Source organism: Streptomyces sp. NRRL WC-3626 (genome assembly GCF_000718785.1).
GTDB classification, from domain to species: domain Bacteria; phylum Actinomycetota; class Actinomycetes; order Streptomycetales; family Streptomycetaceae; genus Streptomyces; species Streptomyces edwardsiae.
Genome location: NZ_JOCA01000021.1, coordinates 68,150 through 88,921, shown reverse-complemented (window position 1 = coordinate 88,921; position 20,772 = coordinate 68,150). Strand labels below are relative to the sequence as shown.

Here is a 20,772-nt window from a genome sequence, read left to right as displayed (position 1 = left end):
GATAACCGGTGTCGACGCCGTTCTATGTCTCACCCCAGCAGGCGATGGCGGACCGGGCGGAGTACGCCCGTAAAGGCATCGCCCGTGGTCGCAGCCTTGTGGTGCTGCAGTATGCCGACGGGATCGTGTTCGTCGGTGAGAACCCGTCCCGTGCGCTGCACAAGTTCAGCGAGATCTATGACCGGATCGGGTTCGCCGCGGCCGGCAAGTACAACGAGTACGAGAACCTGCGGATCGGGGGCGTGCGGTACGCCGATCTGCGGGGTTACACCTACGACCGGGACGATGTGACGGCCCGGGGCCTGGCGAACGTGTACGCGCAGACGCTGGGGACGATCTTCTCGAGCGTGGGGGAGAAGCCGTACGAGGTGGAGCTGGTGGTGGCCGAGGTCGGGGAGACCCCGGAGTTCGACCAGATCTACCGGCTGCCGCACGACGGGTCCATCGTGGACGAGCACGGCTCGGTGGCGGTGGGCGGCAACGCGGAGCAGATCAGCGGGTACCTGGACCAGCGGCACCGGGACGGGATGACGCTGGCCCAGGCGCTGAGGCTGGCGGTGCAGGCGCTGTCGCGTGACACCAACGGGAGCGAGCGGGAGATTCCCGCGGAGCGGCTGGAGGTGGCGGTGCTGGACCGCACACGCCCGCAGAAGCGGAAGTTCCGGCGGATCAGCGGGGGGCCGCTGTCGCGGCTCCTGGAGGCCGGGGCCACGGAGTCGGTGTCGAAGACGGACTCCGACCCGGAGACGGACTCCGGCGGAGACGTCGAGTAACTGTCACGCCGCCCTGACGGGTGCGGGTGCGGTCGGGCTGCCCCCGCACCGGGCCACCCGCGACGGCAGCCCGTAGGCGCCGGGCCGCCGGCCAATCCCACCTGCGTGGGTGGGTGCGGCGGGGCCCGGTAGGCGCCGGGACGCGCGATCCCCGGCTCGCACCCGCGTGGCGATGGGGTGCGGAGCCGGCTCGAGCGATACCTGGGTGCCCGCTGCCGCGGGAGCGCGGTCGTCAGGGGTGCGGCGGCGCCGTGGAGGCGCGGAGGACCAGTTCGACCGGGATGTCGCCGGAGGCGGGCGCGCGGCCCTCCAGGACCGCCAGCAGCGCCTCCATCCCCCGCTCGCCGAACAGCTCCGCGTCCAGCCGCACCGTCGTCAGCTCCGGATCGATCGCGCTCGCGAGGGCCAGATCGTCCAGCCCCGTGACGGACAGATCCTCCGGCACACGCAGCCCCAGCCGCCGCGCCGCCTTGTACGTGCCGGCCGCCAGATGGTCGTCGTCGCACACCACGGCCGTGGGCCGGTCCGCGGCGGCGGACAGCGCCGTCTCCGCCGCCGCCTGAGCCCCCTTGATCGAGAAGGGCGCCCGCGCCGTGCGCAGGGAGGCTCCCGGCACATCCCCCAGCCGCGCCGCCAGCTCCCGCGCGCGCACCTCGAAGGTCCAGGACGCCACATCCGCCGCCAGATGCAGGAACCTGCGGTGCCCCAGGGCCAGCAGGTGCTCCGTGACCTGGCGGACGCCGTCGGCGATGTCGAGGTTGACCGTGGCAGCGCCCACACTGCCCGCGGGATCGCTGTCCAGCATCACCAGCGGCAGCGCCTCGCCGCGGATCGCGGTGAGCGCCTCCGCGGCCATCGAGGAGGCGATCACGCCGTCCAGGGCCGCCTGGGCGGACGCGAAGGGGTCGCGGGCGGGGCCGATGCCCTCGGGGGAGGGGTAGAGCACCACGCCGAAGCCGTGCCGGGAGGCCACCCGGGCCGCACCCGTGTAGACACCCGCGAAGAACTCCGTGGGGAGCGCCGGGACGACCAGCAGAACCGTACGGGTGCGGCCCAGGCGGAGATTGCGGGCGGCCAGATTGGGCCGGTAGCCCAGGGTGCGCGCGGCCTCGCGGACACGTTCCGCGGTGGCCTCGGAGACCCGGCCGCGCCATTTGTCGCCGAGGACCAGGGAGACCGCGGCCTGGGAGACACCGGCGGCCCGGGCGACGTCCCGGCTCGTGGGGCGGGTGCCGGCTCGGGGCATCGTCGTGCCGCTCCTTCGTCTGGACTGGTGAACAGCCGACATGGTACGTATGGAGAACCAAGTTATACGTAAAACCTACAGAGGAGAGGCCCGTATGGCCACGGGGTACCTGGAGATCCTCCGGGCGCGGCACGCCACCCGGCTGCTCGTGGGCACGCTCGTGGGACGGCTGCCCAACGCGACCGCCGCCATCGCGATCGTGCTGTTCGTGCGCGCGGAGGGCGGTACGTACAGCCTGGCCGGCGCGCTGGCGGCGGTGTACGGCGTCGCCAACGCCGTGGGACAGCCGGTGCTGGGGCGGCTGGTGGATCTGCGGGGGCAGCCGCGGGTGCAGCTGCCCGCCGCGGTGCTGTCGGCGCTGGCGATGGCCGTGTTCGCCTTCACGGGCACCGGCTCACCGGCGGTGGCGTACGGCGCGGTGGCCGCGGCGGGGCTCTTCACACCGCCCCTGGAGGGCGGGCTGCGGGCCCTGTGGTCCTCCGTGCTGCCCAAGGAGGACCACATCCACCGGGCGTACGCCATGGACGCCGTCGCCCAGGAGGTGATGTTCACCGTCGGGCCGCTTCTGGTGACGGTGTGCGCCTCCTTGTGGTCCGCGCAGGCCGCACTCCTCGTGCTGAACGTCATCGGGGTGCTGGGCGCCCTCTCCGTCGTCGTGTCGCCGCCCTCGCGCGCGTGGCGGTCCGCGCCGCGCGAGGCGCACTGGCTGGGCGCGCTGCGCTCCCCGGGACTTCTCGCGCTGCTGGGTGCCTTCCTGGCCGTCGGCATGGCACTGGGCTCCATCACCGTCGCGGCCTTGACGTACGCGGACGAGCACGGCGGCGACCAGGTGTACGGCTGGCTGATGGCGGGGATCGGGCTGGGCGCCCTGATCGGCGGCATGGCGTACGGGGCGCGGCAGTGGGCCGGTGACCCCGCGCGGCGACTGCGGGTGCTCGTGGCCCTTCTGGCGGTGTGTTACCTGCCGCTGATGCTGATGCCCGGCCCGGTGGCCATGACGCTGCTCACCGTGGTCGCGGGCCTCTTCCTGGCCCCGGCCATCGCCTGTGCCTTCGTGCTCGTGGACCGGCACGCACCGCGCGGGACCGTCACGGAGGCGTTCTCCTGGCTGGTGACGACCTTCACCGTCGGCGCGTCGGTCGGCACGGGCCTGACCGGTCCGGTCGTCGAGGCGGGCGGGGCGCTGTGGGGCTTCGCGATGCCGGGCGTCGCGGGCGGCGTGTCGCTGCTGGTTTTGATCGCCACCGGACGGGTATTGGCAGTTCCCGCCGGGCGAGCGGTTGTTGCGGCCGGTTCGGAAAATGATCCAAATCGTGCTGTCGAACCTCGTTTCAGGTCGGGTGATCGGGCGTAATGTTCCCTCATGGACCGCCGCATTTTCGGGCTGGAGAACGAGTACGGCGTCACGTGCACGTTCAGGGGACAGCGCCGCCTGTCGCCTGACGAGGTGGCGCGGTACCTCTTCCGCCGTGTCGTGTCATGGGGCCGCAGCAGCAATGTCTTTCTGCGGAACGGCGCCCGCCTCTATCTCGACGTGGGATCACATCCGGAATACGCAACGCCGGAATGTGACAACGTGACCGAACTGGTCACCCACGACAAGGCCGGCGAGCGCATTCTCGAAGGACTCCTGGTGGACGCCGAACGACGCCTGCACGAGGAGGGAATCGCGGGCGACGTCTACCTCTTCAAGAACAACACCGACTCCGCGGGCAACTCGTACGGATGCCACGAGAATTATCTGGTGGCCCGGCACGGGGAGTTCTCGCGGCTCGCGGACATCCTCATCCCGTTCCTGGTGACAAGACAGCTCCTCTGCGGCGCCGGCAAGGTGCTGCAGACGCCGCGCGGCGCCGTGTACTGCGTGAGCCAGCGGGCCGAGCACATCTGGGAGGGCGTCTCCTCGGCGACGACCCGCTCGCGGCCCATCATCAACACGCGCGACGAACCGCACGCGGACGCCGAGCGCTACCGGCGGCTGCATGTCATCGTGGGCGACTCCAACATGTCCGAGACGACCATGCTGCTCAAGGTCGGCGCCACCGACCTGGTGCTGCGCATGATCGAGGCGGGCACCGTGATGCGCGACCTCACCCTGGAGAACCCGATCCGGGCGATCCGCGAGGTCAGCCACGACATCACGGGACGGCGCAAGGTGCGCCTGGCCAGCGGCCGGGAGGCGTCCGCCCTGGACGTGCAGCGCGAGTACTACGAGAAGGCGGTGGACTTCTGCGAGCGCCGCGGCATCCGCACGGGCACCGTCGAGCAGGTGCTGGAGCTGTGGGGCCGCACGCTGGACGCGATCGAGGCCGAGGATCTCGACCGTATCGGCACCGAGATCGACTGGGTCATGAAGTACAAGCTCCTCGAGCGGTACCGGGCCAAGCACAACATGACCATGTCGCACCCGAGGGTGGCGCAGATAGACCTCGCCTACCACGACATCCACCGCCGGCGGGGCCTGTACTACCTGCTGGAGAAAAAGGGACAAGCGGCCCGGATCTGCAACGATTTGAAGATCTTCGAGGGCAAGTCCGTTCCCCCGCAGACCACCAGGGCCCGGCTGCGCGGTGACTTCATCCGAAGGGCCCAGGAGCAGCGCCGCGACTTCACCGTCGACTGGGTGCACCTCAAGCTCAACGACCAGGCCCAGCGCACCGTGTTGTGCAAGGACCCGTTCCGCTCGGTGGACGAACGCGTGGAGAAGCTGATCGCCGGAATGTGAGAGAGACGTTCCACCGGGAGATCCCAAAATTCCCGGAACGTCACACGGGCGCCGTACGTTACACCGTGCGGCGCCCTTCTCACGCCGTAGAGTTGCGCGGACGCCATCCACAAGATCGACGATTACGAGGCCCCCACCGTGCGCCGACGCTCACTTCTCATTGCCGTTCCCGCCGGACTGGCCACGCTCGCCGCGTGCGGCGACGACAAGTCCGACTCGGGCAAGGCCAGCGACAGCGCCTCCCCCTCGGCGCCCCAGACGTCCGCGGCGCCCTCGCCGAAGATCGTCGACGGACCGCTGCCGGCGATCACGGCGGGCACGAAGTTCGGGGAGAAGCCGACGGTCGCCAAGGGCAGCGGCGACCCCTCCAAGGACCTCGCGGTCAAGACGGTCATCGCGGGCAACGGCAAGACGGTCGCGGAGAACGACTTCGTGGTGGCCCACTACCTCGGTCAGGTGTGGAGCACCGCGAAGGTCTTCGACAACTCCTACGACCGCAAGGCCCCGCTGGCCATCCAGCTCGCCCAGGGCACCATCATCGACGGCTGGCGGTACGCGCTGACCGGCAAGAAGGCCGGCAGCCGCGTCCAGATGGCCGTCCCGCCCACCTGGGGCTACGGCGAGCAGGGCAACGCGCAGGCGGGCATCAAGGGCACCGACACCCTGGTGTTCGTGGTCGACATCGAGGACTCGTACAACGCCAAGAGCTCCGCCAAGGGCACCGACGTCGCCCAGGACGACACCGCCCTGCCCAAGGTCGGCACCAACACCGACGGCAAGGCACCCTCCATCGAGGTGCCCGACGCGGACGCCCCGAAGAAGCTGGTGTCCAGCTATGTCATCGAGGGCGACGGCGAGAAGGTCGCGGCCGACAGCAGTGTCCTGGTGCAGTACAAGGGCGTGCTGTGGGACGGCGGCAAGGAGTTCGACTCCACGTACGCCCGGGGACAGCTGACGTCGTTCTCGCTCCAGCAGGTCGTCAAGGGCTGGGCGCAGGGACTGACCGGCAAGAAGGTCGGCAGCCGGGTCCTCATCGTCATCCCGCCGGAGCTGGGCTACGGCGACAACCCCCCGCAGGGCAGCGGCATCAAGAAGGACTCGACCCTCGTCTTCTCGGTCGACATCCTCGCGAAGCTGTGACGCCGTGAGGATGTAAGACTGTGCGTGTTCGCCTTTCCGCAGACAAGCAGGAGCGTTAGACGTGAGCAGCGACAAGCCCGAGATCGACTTCCCGGGCGGCGAGCCCCCGGCGGACCTCGAGATCAAGGACATCTGGGAGGGCGACGGCGAGGTGGCGCAGGCGGGCCAGACCGTCACCGTGCACTACGTCGGTGTCGCTTTCAGCACGGGCGAGGAGTTCGACGCCAGCTGGAACCGTGGCGCCCCCTTCCGCTTCCCGCTGGGCGGCGGCCGGGTCATCAAGGGCTGGGACCAGGGCGTGCAGGGCATGAAGGTCGGCGGCCGCCGTCAGCTGACCATCCCTGCGCACCTCGCCTACGGCGACCAGAGCCCCACCCCGGCGATCAAGCCCGGTGAGACCCTGATCTTCGTGGTCGACCTGCTAGGCGTCTGATCCGACCGGAGCCGATCATCCGTGGCCCATGCCTGTCCGGGCATGGGCCTCCGGCTTTTACCGCGCCACCTCGGGGCGGTACGGTCATCGCTCGTAAGCACCATAGGGAGGCGAAGCGGGTCGATGGCCATTGCCAAGGCCGAGCGGCTGATGAATCTGGCGCTGTGTCTGCTCGGGACACGGCGGCCGCTCAGCAAGCGTGAGCTGCGGGACTCCATCGAGGCGTACGTCGAGGCCTTCAGGGGAATCGGCGCGGCGGGCTCGGACGACTCCTTCAACCGCATGTTCGAGCGCGACAAGGACGATCTGCGCGAACTCGGACTCGTCATCGAGACCGTGGAGAACCTCGACGGCGAGGTCGGCTACCTCGCCCGCCGTGACAGCAACCGGCTGCCGCCCATCACCCTCGACGCCGAGGAGGCCGCCGCGCTCGGGCTCGCCGCCAAGGTGTGGCAGCAGGCCCGGCTCGCCGGAGCGGCCAGCGGCGCCCTGCAGAAGCTGCGCGCGGCCGGACTGCCCGAGGACGTCGACCCGTACGGCGCCCATGGTGCGCTGGAGCCGCGCATCCCCGTGCACGAGGCCGCGTTCGAGCCGCTGATGCTGGCCTGCCGCGACCGCCGGCCGGTCGTCTTCGACTACCGCAAGGCCAACGCCGCCCAGCCCGGTCAGCGGCATGTCGAGCCGTGGGCGCTGGAGTGCTGGCGGGGCCACTGGTATCTGGCCGGCTGGGACCGCGACCGGGGCGCCGAGCGCGTCTTCCGGCTGTCCCGGATCACCGGGAAGGTGCGCTCGCGCAGCGGACGGTTCACCGTCCCGGTGCCGGACGTCGTCACCGTGCGGGAGACCGTGGCGAGCTGGGCGGGGGAGAGCGCGGACCGTTCGGCGCGGATCCGGCTGCGTTCCGACGCCGGTTACCCCCTGCGGGCGAAGGCCACCGTGGTGCGGGAACTCGGCGACGGCTGGGACGAGTTGGAGATTCCGTACGGGCACGGGCTGGACGCCTGGCTGGTGGAGTTCGGGCCGGACGTGGTCGTTCTGGAGCCCGCCGAGCTGCGGGCCGACGTGGTGGACCGGCTGCGTGCCGTGGCCAAGGGCTGAGGGGGAGCGGACAAGAACGTGGCAGGCAAACCGGTCAGGCCCGTGAACGCCATCGACCAGACCCGGCGGATGCTCTCCCTGGTCACCTATCTGCGGGAGCGTCCCGGCGCGCGGATCGAGGACGTGGCGCGCGCCTTCGGCATCACCGAGGACGAACTGGTCTCCGACCTCGACGTGCTGCCCATGTGCGGCACCAGCTTCCGTGGCGGCGATCTGCTCGACATCGACACCGACGGCGAGCGCATCTGGTGGCACAACCCGGCCGCCCTCGGCGCCGAGGCGGCCGAGCCGCTGCGGCTCGCCGCCGACGAGGCCACCGCCCTGCTGGTCGCCGCCCGCGCCGTGGCCACCCTGCCCGGACTGCGCGAGAGCGACCGGCAGGCGCTGCTGCGGGCCACCGCCAAGGTGGAGACCTCGGCCGGTGAGGCGGCCGGCGCCAGCTCCCGGCTGTCGGTGACCTTCGAGTCGGAGGGCGGCGTCTTCGCGGACGTCGACCGGGCCATCGCCGAGCGCCGCAGACTGTGGATCCGCTACTACTCGCCCGCCCGTGACGAGGTCACCGAGCGGGAGATCGACCCGATCCGCCTGGTCAGCGTCGGTCATACGTACGTCGAGGCGTGGTGCCGCCGCTCCGAGGCACGCCGCACCTTCCGGCTCGACCGGGTCGCCGAGATCCGCATCCTCGACGAGCCGTCCGCGCCGCCCGAGGTCGAGCTGCGGGACCTGTCGGAAGGGCTGGTGCAGCCGGCGGCGGAGGACCCCGAGGTCGTGGTGGAGGTCGGACCGGGCGGGCGCTGGGTCGCCGAGTACTACCCGCACGACAGCGCGGATGAGCTTCCCGACGGCGGGCTGCGTATCACTCTGCGCACCCCCGAGCCGGCCTCGCTCAGACGGCTGGCCCTGCGGCTGGGCCGCGACGGCCGCATCGTCGCGCCCCAGGCGCTGGCCGACAGTGCCCGGCAGGCGGCCCGTGAGGCGCTCGCGGCGTACGACGGGGCCGAGGCGGCGGGATGACCGCCCCCGCGCAGGGTGCGGGACGGGCAGGACGACAGGCAGGAGCGAGGGCTTTGAGCGAGTCGGCGACGTCCGGTACGCGTGGCATGACGGCGGCGTCCGCGTTCGCGGGGATGAGAAGCGTGGCCCCGGTGCTGTTCCGGGCGGGGTGCCCGGACTGCCGGGAGCGGTTCGAACTCGCCGCCAGTGCGTTGCGGCTCGCCATCGGGGCGAGCAGCCGTACGACGTTCTACTCCTTCACCTGCCCCGAGTGCGGGGTGGCCGTCCGCAAGCCGGCGGGGGAGCGGATCGTGGAACTGCTGACCGGTGGCGGGGTGCGTACGCTGCGGCTGCACTCGACGGTCTAGGCTCGCGTCATGTTCTGGCCGATGTTCGCTGTTGCCGTGGGGTTTCTGGGTCTGCTGGTGCTCGCGGTTCTCGCCGTCCGGGTCTTCGTCGAGGCGGAGCGGCTGGGGAGACAGGTCGCGGACTCGGCCGGCCGGATCGGCCGCGCGGCGGAGGAACTGGAGCGGGCGGCGAGCAGTACGGCTCGGTCGGCGGAAGCGCTGTAGCCCACCCACCCGCACCCGAAGTCCGGCCCGCGGGGCCGATGCCCACCTGAGCCGCGACTCCCAGCCCGTCCGGCGTTTGAGGACGAGGCCCGTCCAGGGCCGAAAGCGGGTCTGGGGCGCAGCCCCAGGGACGGGACGGGAAGGGGCGGCGGGGGCGAGGAACTGAGGCGCTGCCCGCTGGTGGGGGTGCCGCCTGCGCCCACCCGTGCCGCCCCAGCGGCACGACTGCCCGCAGGCTGCGGGGAGTGGGGCGGCAGGCTGCGGAGGCGAGGCCGGCCGGGGAGTGGGGGTGCTGCCCGCTGGTGGGGGTGCCGCCTGCGCCCACCCGTGCCGCCCCAGCGGCACGACTGCCCGCAGGCTGCGGGAGTGGGGCCGCAGGCTGCGCGCGGGCTGCGGGAGAAGCGGGGCTCGCCGCGGGGTCGGCGGGGTTCGGCCTGTTGGGTGGCGGGGCGTGGCAGGTACGCTGCTGATCGCGGCCCGGAGACGAGGCCCGGACCGCGGACGGGAGTACGCACGGGGATTGCCTCACGTTCACCCCCGAGCGTTACGATCGCTGACGACACGATCGTTCGGACGCGTGTCCGACCGGTCGGACGGTCTGGTCGGACGGCATCCCACCCCCAACAGCCTCGGTGAGAAGGTAAAGACTTATGTTCGGTGGCAAGATCGGCGCTCCCGAGTTGATTCTCATCCTCGTCGTCGTCATTTTGTTGTTCGGCGCCAAGAAGCTCCCGGACATGGCGCGGTCGCTCGGCAAGTCGGCCCGCATCCTCAAGAGCGAGGCCAAGGCGATGAAGGACGACAAGTCCTCCGCCCCCGCCGACCCGCCGGTTCCCCCGGAGGAGCCCTCCGCTCAGCGCACCATCCAGGCCGCCCCCGGAGACGTGACCAGCGCCCGCCCGGTGGCGGAGCCGACGGACACGACCAAGCGCTGACGCAGGGCCGGTGACCACCGGCCCGCCGCACGAGATGGGAACGTGGGTTGCTGAAGCCTGCCCGCAAACAGGAGAAGGATCCCGAGGGGCGGATGCCCCTCGCGGAGCACCTTCGTGAGCTCCGCAACCGGCTCGCGAAGGCCCTGCTGGCCATCATCGCCGTGACGGTCGTCGCAGCCTTCTTCTACAACGACATCATCAACTTCTTCACCGAGCCGGTCTTCAAGTCCGTCGGATGCGAGAAGTCCTTCGCGGAACTCGCCCGCTCGGACACCGAAGAGCCGTGCGCGCAGATCACGATCAACGGTCTGCTCACGCCGTTCACGCTGGCGTTGAAGGTCTCGCTGATGGCCGGTGTCGTACTGGCCTCCCCGGTCTGGCTGTACCAGCTGTGGGCCTTCGTCGCGCCGGGCCTGCACCGGCACGAGAGGAAGTACGCCTACGCGTTCGTCGCGACGGGCTTCCCGCTCTTCCTGGCCGGCGCCTACTTCGCCTACGCGGTGCTGCCGACCACCGCCGAGGTGCTCCTCACCTTCACGCCGTCCAACGTCGACAACCTGCTGCCGCTGGACGACCTGCTGGACCTCGTCACCCGCATGGTGATCGTCTTCGGCCTCTCCTTCGAGCTGCCGCTGCTGCTGGTGATGCTCAACTTCGCCGGTGTCCTCACGGGCCGGCGGATGCTCGGCTGGTGGCGCGGCATGATCATGGGCATCACCCTGTTCGCGGCCATCGCCACGCCGAGCACCGACCCGCTGACCATGCTCGCGCTGGCCGGGCCGATCTGGATCCTGTACTTCGCCGCGGTCGTCGTGTCCCTGCTCAACGACCGCCGCAAGCGCCGTCGCGAGGCCATGGGCCCCGCCGACGACGAGGCCTCGGACCTGGATCTCACCCCCGAGGACATCGATCCCGTCGAGCCGGTGGCCTCCGTGCCCGAGCAGACGACGCGGGACCGGGTCAACGGTTATGACGACGTGACCTGAGGAGCGTCCCGCAGATCGTAGGGTCACTCCCGTGACCAGCGAGATCACCCTCTTCGTCAACCCCACCGCGGGCCGCGGCCGGGGCGCCCGCGCGGCGCGGCCGGCCGCTGCCGCGTTGCGGGACGCCGGCTTCTCGGTGCGGACCGTGCTCGGCGACGACCCGCAGGACGCCCTGGCCCGGGCCCGTACCGCCGTCGAGGAGGGCACCGGCGCCCTGATCGCGGTCGGCGGCGACGGCATGGCGAACCTCGCGCTGCAGGCCGTCGTCGGCACCGGCACCCCGTTCGGCCTGGTGGCCGCGGGCACCGGCAACGACTTCGCCCGCGCGCTCGGCATGCCGCTGCGCGAACCCGCCGCGGCCGGCCGGATGATCGCCGACGCCCTCAAGTGCGGCCGGGTGCGCGACATCGACCTCGGCAGGGTCGGCGACCGCTGGTTCGGCGCCGTACTCGCCTCCGGCTTCGACTCCCGGGTCAACGACCGCGGCAACCGCATGCGGATGCCCCTCGGACGCTTCAAGTACGACCTGGCGATGGTCGCCGAACTGGCCGCCTTCAAGCCGCTGCCGTACCGGATCACCCTCGACGGCGGCGAGGTCCGCGAGATCGAGGCGACGCTGGTGGCCGTCGGGAACGGGCCGTCGTACGGCGGCGGCATGCGGATCTGCCCCGGCGCGGACCTGACCGACGGACTGCTGGACATCACGGTGGTCGGCGAGTGCAGCCGGGCCACGCTGCTGCGGGTGTTCCCGAAGGTGTACCGGGGCACGCACATAGACCACCCGGCGATCACCGTGCTGCGGGCGGCGACCGTCGAGCTGGCCGCCGAGGAGGTCACGGGGTACGCGGACGGGGAACCGGTGGGACCGCTGCCGCTGACCGCCCGGTGCGTGCCGGGGGCGCTGCGGGTCGTCGGCCCCTGAACGGATAATGATCGTCCTGTTGTCGGTGCGGCCGGTACGCTCGAAAGCACGATGACAGAGGACCTCTCACCGGCCGAGCGGTACGCGGCAGCACGCATGCGCGCTGCCGAGCAGGCCACCGCGCTCGCCTCATTCCGCGAGATGTACGACTTCGGCCTCGACCCCTTCCAGATCGAGTCCTGCCAGGCGCTCGAGTCGGGGAAGGGCGTCCTGGTCGCCGCGCCCACCGGCTCCGGCAAGACGATCGTCGGCGAGTTCGCCGTCCATCTCGCCCTCCAGCAGGGCAAGAAGTGCTTCTACACGACACCCATCAAGGCGCTGTCGAACCAGAAGTACGCCGACCTGTGCCGCCGCTACGGCGCGGAGCGGGTGGGCCTGCTCACCGGCGACAACAGCGTCAACTCCGGTGCCCCGGTGGTCGTGATGACCACCGAGGTGCTGCGGAACATGCTGTACGCCGGTTCGCAGACCCTCCTCGGCCTCGGCTACGTGGTGATGGACGAGGTGCACTACCTCTCCGACCGCTTCCGCGGCGCCGTCTGGGAGGAAGTGATCATCCACCTCCCCGAGTCCGTGACCCTGGTGTCACTGTCGGCGACGGTGTCGAACGCGGAGGAGTTCGGCGACTGGCTGGACACCGTCCGCGGTGACACCCAGGTGATCGTCTCCGAGCACCGGCCGGTGCCGCTGTTCCAGCACGTGCTCGCGGGCCGCCGGATATACGACCTGTTCGAGGAGGGGGAGGGCCGCAAGAAGGCCGTCAACCCGGACCTCACGCGCATGGCCCGCCTGGAGGCGAGCCGCCCGTCCTGGGGGGACCGCAAGCGCGGGCGGGGCAATGTGCGCGAGGCCGACCGGGAGCGGGAGCGCAGACAGCGCTCGCGCGTGTGGACGCCGAGCCGTCCCGAGGTCATCGAGCGGCTCGACGCCGAGGGCCTGCTGCCCGCGATCACCTTCATCTTCAGCCGCGCCGGCTGCGAGGCCGCCGTGCAGCAGTGCCTGTACGCGGGCCTCAGACTCAACGACGACGAGGCGCGGGCACGGGTCCGCTCCCTGGTCGAGGAGCGCACGGCCGCCATCCCGGCCGAGGATCTGCACGTCCTCGGCTACTACGAGTGGCTGGAGGGCCTGGAGCGCGGCATCGCCGCCCATCACGCGGGAATGCTGCCGACGTTCAAGGAGGTCGTCGAGGAACTCTTCGTCCGCGGCCTGGTGAAGGCCGTGTTCGCGACCGAGACCCTCGCCCTGGGTATCAACATGCCCGCCCGCTCGGTGGTCCTGGAGAAGCTCGTCAAGTGGAACGGCGAGCAGCACGCCGACATCACCCCCGGCGAGTACACCCAGCTGACCGGCCGGGCCGGCCGCCGCGGCATCGACGTCGAAGGCCACGCGGTCGTGCTGTGGCAGCGCGCCATGAACCCCGACCATCTGGCGGGACTGGCCGGTACCCGCACCTATCCGCTGCGGTCCAGCTTCAAGCCGTCGTACAACATGGCGGTCAACCTGGTCGAGCAGTTCGGCCGGCACCGTTCGCGCGAGCTCCTCGAGACGTCGTTCGCGCAGTTCCAGGCGGACAAGTCGGTCGTCGGCATCTCCCGGCAGGTGCAGCGCAACGAGGAGGGCCTCGAGGGCTACAAGGCCTCCATGACCTGCCATCTCGGCGACTTCGACGAGTACGCGCGGCTGCGCCGTGAACTCAAGGACCGGGAGAACGAACTGGCCCGCCAGGGCGCCGTGCAGCGGCGTGCGGAGGCCGCCGTCGCGCTGGAGAAGCTCAAACCCGGTGACGTCATCCACGTACCCACCGGAAAGTACGCGGGGCTGGCGCTGGTCCTCGACCCCGGTCTGCCCGCGGGGCGGACCGACGGCCACCGCGGTTACGAGTACTCCGACGGTCCGCGCCCGCTGGTGCTGACCGCCGAGCGGCAGGTGAAGCGGCTGGCGTCGATCGACTTCCCGGTGCCGGTCGAGGCGCTGGAGCGGATGCGGATCCCGAAGTCCTTCAACGCGCGCTCCCCGCAGTCCCGCAGGGACCTCGCCTCCGCGCTGCGCACCAAGGCCGGGCACATCTCCCCGGACCGGCACCGCAAGAAGCGTTCCCAGGCGGCCGACGACCGGGAGATCGCGCGGCTGCGCAAGGCACTGCGGGCGCACCCGTGCCACGGCTGCCAGGACCGTGAGGACCACGCCCGCTGGGCCGAACGCCACCACCGGCTGCTGCGCGACACCTCGCAGTTGGAGCGGCGCATCGAGGGCCGGACGAACACCATCGCCCGGACCTTCGACCGTATCGTCGCGCTGCTGACCGAGATGGACTATCTGCGTGGCGACGAGGTCACCGAACACGGCAAGCGGCTGGCGCGGCTGTACGGCGAACTCGACCTGCTGGCCAGCGAATGCCTGCGCGAGGGCGTGTGGGAGGGGCTCGCCCCCGCCGAACTCGCCGCGTGCGTCTCGGCCCTGGTGTACGAGGCCCGGGTCGCCGACGACGCGATGGCGCCCAAGCTGCCGTCGGGCGGGGCGAAGGCGGCGCTCGGCGAGATGGTCCGGATCTGGGGGCGCCTGGACGCCCTGGAGGAGGACTTCCGGATCAGTCAGACGGAGGGTGTCGGCCAGCGCGAGCCCGACCTCGGCTTCGCCTGGGCCGCCTACACGTGGGCCTCGGGCAAGGGCCTTGACGAAGTGCTGCGCGAGGCGGAGATGCCGGCCGGTGACTTCGTGCGCTGGTGCAAGCAGGTCATCGACGTGCTCGGCCAGATCTCGGCGGCGGCACCCACCGGCGACGGTTCGACGGTCGCCAAGAACGCCCGCAAGGCGGTCGACGGACTGCTGCGCGGGGTGGTCGCCTACTCGTCCGTGGGCTGAACACCGCCCGGACGAAGGAGACTTCGAAGCCCGGTGCGCCAGGTGCGCGCCGGGCTTCCGCCGTTCCCGGAGCGTCAACGCCCCGTTCGGCGGGCAGGATCAGGGAGGCCCGCCGCCCTTCTCACTCATTACGGTGAGTGGTTTTCGTACGCCCGAACGCCGTGACGCACTGCGTTCGAACGGCCGCGCAGCGTGCAAACGACCCGAGCGTACTCCTGCCCCAGGGGTCGTTTCCGGCACTTGCGGAATATGACATGGCGATGATCCCGTCGGACTAAGCTCGCCCGCAGCGCACCGAGTTGAGATGAATTCGTGCGCTTGTTCCCCTATGTGCATGTTCCCCGACCATCAGTCGATTCGTTTCAGAGGGCTCACATGGCGAGTGTCCAACTTTCCCACGCACGCGTGTTGTTGCTGCCGGCCATAGTGATGGCCGCGGCGACCGGAGCCGCCGTCGCCCTGGTGACGGAGCCCGCCCGGATCGCCGTCGGCGTGTGCGGCGCCGTCGCGACCCTGCTGGTGACCGTCGCCGCGACCGAGGCGGTACGCCGCGGCCGGGTACTGCGGGAGTCGCAGGCCGAGTACGACCGTCACCGTGCGTATCTGGAATCCCGGATCGCCGCCCATGACACGGAGACGCAGTACTTCACCCAGCGGGTCGTCCCCGCGGCCCTGGACTTCCTGCACAGCGGGAACGACCCCGACGAAGTCATCCGCGGCCTGCCGCAGCTCAACCCCGCCTGGCGCGATCTGCCCAAGTACCAGATCGACCTGCTGCGCACGATCCTCAAGATCATCGACGACGAGGAGAACCTGCGCGACTCCGCCCAGCGTTCCTTCGTCAGCATCGCCCGCCGCGTCCAGGCGATCGTCCACCAGCAGGCCAACGAACTCCGCGAGATGGAGGAGGACCACGGCCGCAACCCCGAGGTCTTCGACGACCTGCTGCGCATCGACCACGGCACCGCGCTGATCGGCCGCCTCGCCGACTCCATCTCCGTCCTCGGCGGCGGCCGCCCCGGACGCCAGTGGCCCATGCCCGTCGCGCTCTACAGCGTGCTGCGCGGCGCCATGTCCCGCATCCTCGAATACCGCCGCATCGACCTGAAGTCGATCGCCAAGGTCAACATCAAGGGCATCTACGTCGAGCCGGTCATCCACGCCGCCGCCGAGATCCTCGACAACGGCACCCGCTACTCGCCGCCGACCAGCAAGGTGAGCGTCACCGCCACCGAGGTGCAGACCGGCGTCGCCATCGAGATCGAGGACGCCGGCGTCAGCCTCGACGAGCAGGCCCGCGCCCGTATCGAGGGCATCCTCGAGCAGGCCCAGAAGGGCACCGACCTCCAGGAGATCACGGAGAACCCGCGCCTCGGCCTCGCCGTCGTCGGCCGCCTCTGCACCGCCTTCGACATGAAGGTCTCACTGCGCGCCTCCGCCTACGGCGGTGTCCGCGCCGTCCTCATCGTGCCCAGCGAGATGCTCACCGACGAGCCCGGCGTCGGCCTCGCCCACGGCATCGGCGCCACCGCCGTGCCCCGCCCGGTCGACGCCCTCCCGGGACCGGAGCGCACCCCCAAGAAGCGCCGCCCCACCAGCCCCCGCATCCCCGAGACGGTGTCCATGGAGGACGACGTCCCCGAGGTCACCGAGTGGACCGCGGGCGGGCTGCCGCAGCGCCGCAGCCGGGTGAAGACCCCGATCCACCAGCGCTACGCCGAGCAGGCGGCCGCCGAACGGGCCGAGCGGGAGGCCAGGGAACGGGGCGAGGAGTACCACGACATCTGGGCCAGGCCCGAGCCCGAGAAGAAGCAGGACGACCGCGAACCCGGCCTGTGGGTCGACGCCTTCTGGGAGGGCATGCGCAAGGGCCTCGACCCGGACGTCCCCACCACCGACTTCACCCGGAACCCGACCGCCTACCTGCATCTCATCAACGAACCGGCCCGCACCGAGGCCGATGACGAGGGGGACCTCAAGTGATCCAGCAACGAGCCAACTTCGACTGGATGCTCAAGGAGCTCGCCGACGGCGTACCCGGCGTCGAGATGATCGTGGTGCTCTCCGCCGACGGCCTGCGCATCGCCCGCTACGGCGGCGAGCCCGACGCCGCCGACCGGGTCGCCGCCGCCTGCGCGGGCGTACAGAGCCTCGCCGGGGCCGTCGCCCAGGAACTCCCTTACGGCAACGGCGAGATGAAGATGGTCCTCATCGAGATCAACGAGGGCTACTTCTATCTCATGGCGGCCGGCGCCAACGCCTATCTCGCGGTGCTCTCCGACATGACCTGCGAGCCGGGCCGCATGGGCGGCATGATGCGCGACCTCGTCGTCCGTATCGGCGCCCATCTGACCAGCCCGCCCCGACGGAACGGGCAGACCGTATGACTCCTCCGCAACGCCAGAGGCGCTTCCCCCGGGCCGCACCCTCCCCGAAGCCGGCCGAACCGGCCAGGAAGAAGGAGGGCGGCGGCAACCCGGAGCGGCTGTACGTGGTCGCCGGACCGGACGGCGAACGGGCGGACCTCGATCTCGTCACGCTCATCGTGGCCGGTTCCCCGGACCCCCCGCCCTCCGCCACTCCCGAGCAGGCGGCGCTGCTCCGGCTCTGTGCCGCCCCCCTGTCCGTGGCCGAACTGTCGGCCTATCTCAGCCTGCCGTTCGGCGTGGTGACCGTGCTGCTCACCGACATGCTGGCGGCGGAACTGGTCCAGGCGCGCTTCCCGATCGTCCGCGAGGCGCTCCCGGACCGTTCCCTTCTCGAAGCGGTGATGCATGGACTTCAAAGGCTCTGAGACCATCCCGGGCCCCCGCGCCGAGGACCAGCTGCCGCAGACGGCACAGGCCGCGGTGAAGATCGTGATCGTGGGCGGGTTCGGGGTCGGCAAGACGACCATGGTCGGCTCGGTCAGCGAGATCAAACCGCTGACCACCGAGGAGACCATGACCCAGGCCGGCGTCGGGGTCGACGACAACTTCGGCTCCGCGTCCAAGACGGCCACCACCGTCGCCATGGACTTCGGCCGGATCAAGATCACGGACCAGCTGGTGCTGTACCTGTTCGGCACCCCCGGCCAGGAACGCTTCTGGTTCCTCTGGAACGGGCTGTTCGAGGGCGCGCTCGGCGCCGTCGTCCTGGTCGACACCCGCCGCCTCGAGGTCAGCTTCGATGTCATGGGGCGGCTCGAGGAACGCGGAGTGCCGTTCGTCGTCGCCGTCAACTCCTTCCCCGACGCCCCCCGCTACCCCATCGCCGACCTGCGGTCCGCCCTCGATCTGTCCGAGCGGGTCCCCATCCTGGAGTGCGATGTGCGGCGCCGCGCCTCCAGCCGTGACGTCCTGATGACCCTGATGCGGTTCCTGCACTCGCTCGCCATGACGGGTTCGCTCACCTGACCCCGGGATCCGTCCCCTCCCCAGCCCCCCGTTCTTCCCTCCGGAGCGACCACTGTGACGACTGAATCGAACCCCCTGACGGGAGACTCCCCGGCCGGCGCGGACTCCTCCCGGCCCGCCCCGCCCCCCGGCTGTCCCGCGCACGGCCGGGGTCCCGGAGGGCTGAGCCGGCTCCATGAGTCGCCGGACCTGAAGAAGCTGTACGAGGAACTGCGGGCCGAGCACGGCCCGGTGGCGCCCGTGCTGATCCACGACGACGTACCACTGTGGGTGGTCCTCGGCCACGCCGAGAGCCAGCAACTGCTGCGCAGCCCCGCGCACTTCTGCAAGGACAGCCGCATCTGGTCCGCGCTCGGCGACGGCCTGGTCAAGCCGGACCACCCGCTGATGCCGCACATCGCCTGGCAGCCGATGTGCGCCCACGCCGAGGGAGACGAACACCGGAGGCTGCGCGGCGCCATCGACGTCGCGGTGGCGGCCACCGACTTCCGGGGCCTGCGCCGGCACGTCAACCGCAGTGTGCAGCGCGTCGTCAACCGGTTCTGCGAGGCGGGCGAGGCCGAACTGGTCGGCCAGTACGCCGAGCATCTGCCGATGGCCGTGATGTGCCATGTCCTCGGCATGCCCGACGAGTACAACGACCGGATCGTCGAGGCGGCCCGCGACATGCTCCGGGGCACCGAGACCGCGATCGCCAGCAACGCCTACATCATGGACGCCCTGCAGCGCCTCACCGCCCGCAGCCGGGCCGAACCGCTGGACGACTTCACCGGCCACCTCACCAGGCACCCGGCCGGGCTGACCGACGAGGAGATCGCGCAGCACCTCCGGGTGGTCCTCATCGCCGCCTACGAGGCCACGGCCAACCTCCTCGCCAATGTGCTGCGCCAGGTGCTGATCGACCCCCGCTTCCGCTCCCAGCTCAACGGCGGGCAGATGACCGTGCCCCAGGCGGTGGAGCAACTGCTCTGGGACGAACCGCCGTTCAGCACCATCTTCGCCTACTACGCCAAGCAGGAGACCGAGCTCGGCGGGCAGCGCATCCGCAAGGGCGACGGACTGCTCTTCGCGCCCGCACCGGCCAACGTCGATCCGCGGGTACGTCCCGACCCGACCGCCGACATGATGGGCAACCGCTCGCACCTCGCCTTCGGCGGAGGCACGCACGAGTGTCCCGGGCAGGACATCGGCCGTGTCATCGCGGAAGTCGGCGTCGACGCGCTGCTGATGCGGCTGCCCGATGTCGAACTGAGCGTGCCGGAGTCGGAGTTGCGCTTCACCGAGTCCATCGCGTCCCGGCATCTCGTGGAGCTGCCCGTCAACTTCATCCCCCGGCCGCAGCAGGACGTGCTGCAGCGGCCGAGCCACGAGAACGACGCGCCACCGCGGCAGGACTGGCACATTGGGGTGAGCCGGCCGGACGCGGCCCCCGCGCCCCGCGTGGAGGCGCCCGCGCAGATGCCGATGCCGGTGCCCCCGCCCCCGCCGCCGACGCGGCCTGAGCCGCGGGGCGCCTGGCAGCGGTTGCTGCGCTGGTGGCGCGGCTACTGACCGGCCGCCGCCCAGTCGTCGTACGACGTCCAGGCCGCGAGTTCCCGTCCGCTGACGAAGCGGTGCTCCACCCCGGTCACCGGGTCGGTGAACTCCATTCTCCGTGCGAGGAGTTGCAGCGGGCGCCGGAAGTCACCGGCCGGGACGGGCGGGGTGACCTCGGGATACAGCGGGTCGCCGAGGATCGGCAGGCCGAGCGCGTTCATGTGCACCCGCAGCTGGTGGGTCTGGCCGGTTCCGGGTACGAGCCGGTACCGGGCCGGACCGTCCGCGCGGTGGGCGGCGATGTCGACCAGGGTCTCGGCGTTGGGCTCGCCCTCGACCTCCTCGGCGGTGAGCACCCCGCGCTCCTTCACGATCCGGCTGCGTACGGTGCGGGGGAGTGCGAGCGCCGGGTCGTACGGGGCGACGGCCTCGTACTCCTTGCGCACCAGGCGGTCGCGGAACAGGGTCTGGTAGGCGCCGCGCTCCTTTGGCCGGACGATGAACAGCACCAGGCCGGCGGTGAGCCGGTCGAGGCGGTGCGCGGCGCCGAGTTCCGGGATGCCCAGCTCGTGGCGGAGGCGGGTGAGGGCGGTCTGGGTGATGTGGCTGCCGCGGGGGGTGGTGGCGAGGAAGTGGGGTTTGTCGACGACGACGATGTGCTCGTCTTGGTGGACGACCTCCAGCGGGAACGGCACGGGTACCTCGGCGGGCAGCTCGCGGTGGAACCAAAGGAACATGCCGGGTGCGTACGGGGTGTCCGCCGGTACGGCCCGTCCGTCCGCCCCGACGATCAGGCCCGCGGCGAACATCGCGTCCACGACTCCGGGGCCGGCGGCTGAGAGCCGCTGCGCCAGGTGCTCCCGTACCGTAGCCCACTGTCCCCCGGCGGGCAGCCGGACCCGTACCGGGTCGACACCGTCGCGCTGCGGCAGGGGGGAGGGCGGGATCGGCCGTCTGCGTCTCACATCGGGCAAGCGTACGGGCGCCGCCCCGCGCACGGGCCGTCCGGCGGACCACGGCGGCTTTCCGTGGCGTACCGCGTGTGCCGGTTCCGCCTCGGTCTGGTGCGGCGGTCTGCTCCAAGCACGGGCGCAGCCGTTCACCCGCCAGGCCGTCTCCCACGTTGCCCGCTGGTGTGCGCGCCGGCGGCGCC

The 20,772-nt window shown here is 71.1% G+C and carries 20 protein-coding genes; 18 read left to right on the top strand and 2 right to left on the bottom strand.

The window, feature by feature from the left end; all coding sequences use genetic code 11:
• Nucleotides 1–8 precede the first annotated feature (8 nt).
• Nucleotides 9–773: a proteasome subunit alpha gene (gene prcA / locus IF28_RS0127265; protein WP_030225370.1), complete on the top strand. Its 765-nt coding sequence runs from the start codon at nt 9–11 to the stop codon at nt 771–773.
• 232 nt (nt 774–1,005) lie between these two features.
• Here prcA and IF28_RS0127260 read toward each other — a convergent pair whose 3' ends face one another.
• The gene (locus tag IF28_RS0127260) at nt 1,006–2,019 is read right to left on the bottom strand and encodes a LacI family DNA-binding transcriptional regulator (protein WP_030225369.1); all 1,014 of its coding nucleotides are present in this window, start codon (nt 2,017–2,019) and stop codon (nt 1,006–1,008) included.
• A 94-nt stretch (nt 2,020–2,113) separates the two neighbouring features.
• Between IF28_RS0127260 and IF28_RS0127255 the strand changes: the two genes are divergently transcribed.
• The 17 genes from IF28_RS0127255 to IF28_RS0127175 all read left to right on the top strand — a co-directional run bounded on the left by IF28_RS0127255 (nt 2,114) and on the right by IF28_RS0127175 (nt 19,634).
• On the top strand, nt 2,114–3,373 hold the full coding sequence (locus IF28_RS0127255; RefSeq protein ID WP_030225368.1) for an MFS transporter: 1,260 nt from the start codon (nt 2,114–2,116) through the stop codon (nt 3,371–3,373).
• A 9-nt stretch (nt 3,374–3,382) separates the two neighbouring features.
• On the top strand, nt 3,383–4,744 hold the full coding sequence (gene pafA, locus IF28_RS0127250) for a Pup--protein ligase (protein ID WP_030225367.1): 1,362 nt from the start codon (nt 3,383–3,385) through the stop codon (nt 4,742–4,744).
• A 138-nt stretch (nt 4,745–4,882) separates the two neighbouring features.
• Nucleotides 4,883–5,884 (top strand): FKBP-type peptidyl-prolyl cis-trans isomerase, encoded by a 1,002-nt coding sequence (locus IF28_RS0127245; protein ID WP_030225366.1) that lies wholly within the window; start codon nt 4,883–4,885, stop codon nt 5,882–5,884.
• A gap of 61 nt (nt 5,885–5,945) precedes the next feature.
• Nucleotides 5,946–6,317, top strand: coding sequence for an FKBP-type peptidyl-prolyl cis-trans isomerase (locus IF28_RS0127240; protein WP_030225365.1), 372 nt, complete (start codon nt 5,946–5,948; stop codon nt 6,315–6,317).
• 123 nt (nt 6,318–6,440) lie between these two features.
• The gene (locus IF28_RS0127235) at nt 6,441–7,415 is read left to right on the top strand and encodes a helix-turn-helix transcriptional regulator (protein WP_030225363.1); all 975 of its coding nucleotides are present in this window, start codon (nt 6,441–6,443) and stop codon (nt 7,413–7,415) included.
• Between the two features lie 18 nt (nt 7,416–7,433).
• Nucleotides 7,434–8,429, top strand: coding sequence for a helix-turn-helix transcriptional regulator (locus IF28_RS0127230; protein WP_078621457.1), 996 nt, complete (start codon nt 7,434–7,436; stop codon nt 8,427–8,429).
• Nucleotides 8,430–8,482: 53 nt separating this feature from the next.
• Nucleotides 8,483–8,776, top strand: coding sequence for a hypothetical protein (locus tag IF28_RS0127225; protein ID WP_030225358.1), 294 nt, complete (start codon nt 8,483–8,485; stop codon nt 8,774–8,776).
• 9 nt (nt 8,777–8,785) lie between these two features.
• On the top strand, nt 8,786–8,980 hold the full coding sequence (locus IF28_RS0127220; RefSeq protein WP_030225352.1) for a hypothetical protein: 195 nt from the start codon (nt 8,786–8,788) through the stop codon (nt 8,978–8,980).
• Nucleotides 8,981–9,630: 650 nt separating this feature from the next.
• On the top strand, nt 9,631–9,915 hold the full coding sequence (gene tatA / locus IF28_RS0127215; RefSeq protein ID WP_030225350.1) for a Sec-independent protein translocase subunit TatA: 285 nt from the start codon (nt 9,631–9,633) through the stop codon (nt 9,913–9,915).
• 47 nt (nt 9,916–9,962) lie between these two features.
• Nucleotides 9,963–10,901 (top strand): twin-arginine translocase subunit TatC, encoded by a 939-nt coding sequence (tatC, locus tag IF28_RS0127210; protein ID WP_030225347.1) that lies wholly within the window; start codon nt 9,963–9,965, stop codon nt 10,899–10,901.
• Between the two features lie 31 nt (nt 10,902–10,932).
• Nucleotides 10,933–11,823: a diacylglycerol kinase gene (locus IF28_RS0127205; RefSeq protein ID WP_030225341.1), complete on the top strand. Its 891-nt coding sequence runs from the start codon at nt 10,933–10,935 to the stop codon at nt 11,821–11,823.
• A 51-nt stretch (nt 11,824–11,874) separates the two neighbouring features.
• Nucleotides 11,875–14,688 carry a DEAD/DEAH box helicase gene (locus IF28_RS0127200; RefSeq protein ID WP_030225339.1) on the top strand — a complete coding sequence of 938 codons (2,814 nt, stop codon included), beginning with the start codon at nt 11,875–11,877 and terminating at the stop codon, nt 14,686–14,688.
• 405 nt (nt 14,689–15,093) lie between these two features.
• Nucleotides 15,094–16,671 carry an ATP-binding protein gene (locus IF28_RS0127195; RefSeq protein WP_030225336.1) on the top strand — a complete coding sequence of 526 codons (1,578 nt, stop codon included), beginning with the start codon at nt 15,094–15,096 and terminating at the stop codon, nt 16,669–16,671.
• Nucleotides 16,668–17,075, top strand: coding sequence for a roadblock/LC7 domain-containing protein (locus IF28_RS0127190; RefSeq protein WP_030225334.1), 408 nt, complete (start codon nt 16,668–16,670; stop codon nt 17,073–17,075). The genes IF28_RS0127195 and IF28_RS0127190 overlap by 4 nt, the downstream gene beginning before the upstream one ends.
• Entirely contained in the window at nt 17,072–17,482 is a 411-nt protein-coding gene (locus IF28_RS0127185) for a DUF742 domain-containing protein (RefSeq protein ID WP_030225332.1), read from the top strand. The genes IF28_RS0127190 and IF28_RS0127185 overlap by 4 nt, the downstream gene beginning before the upstream one ends.
• Nucleotides 17,463–18,083 carry a GTP-binding protein gene (locus IF28_RS0127180; RefSeq protein WP_030225330.1) on the top strand — a complete coding sequence of 207 codons (621 nt, stop codon included), beginning with the start codon at nt 17,463–17,465 and terminating at the stop codon, nt 18,081–18,083. Before IF28_RS0127185 ends, IF28_RS0127180 begins: the two co-directional genes overlap by 20 nt.
• A gap of 54 nt (nt 18,084–18,137) precedes the next feature.
• Entirely contained in the window at nt 18,138–19,634 is a 1,497-nt protein-coding gene (locus IF28_RS0127175) for a cytochrome P450 (protein ID WP_030225325.1), read from the top strand.
• Here IF28_RS0127175 and IF28_RS0127170 read toward each other — a convergent pair.
• Nucleotides 19,628–20,584 carry an RluA family pseudouridine synthase gene (locus IF28_RS0127170; protein WP_030225322.1) on the bottom strand — a complete coding sequence of 319 codons (957 nt, stop codon included), beginning with the start codon at nt 20,582–20,584 and terminating at the stop codon, nt 19,628–19,630. The genes IF28_RS0127175 and IF28_RS0127170 overlap by 7 nt on opposite strands.
• Between the last annotated feature and the right edge of the window lie 188 nt (nt 20,585–20,772).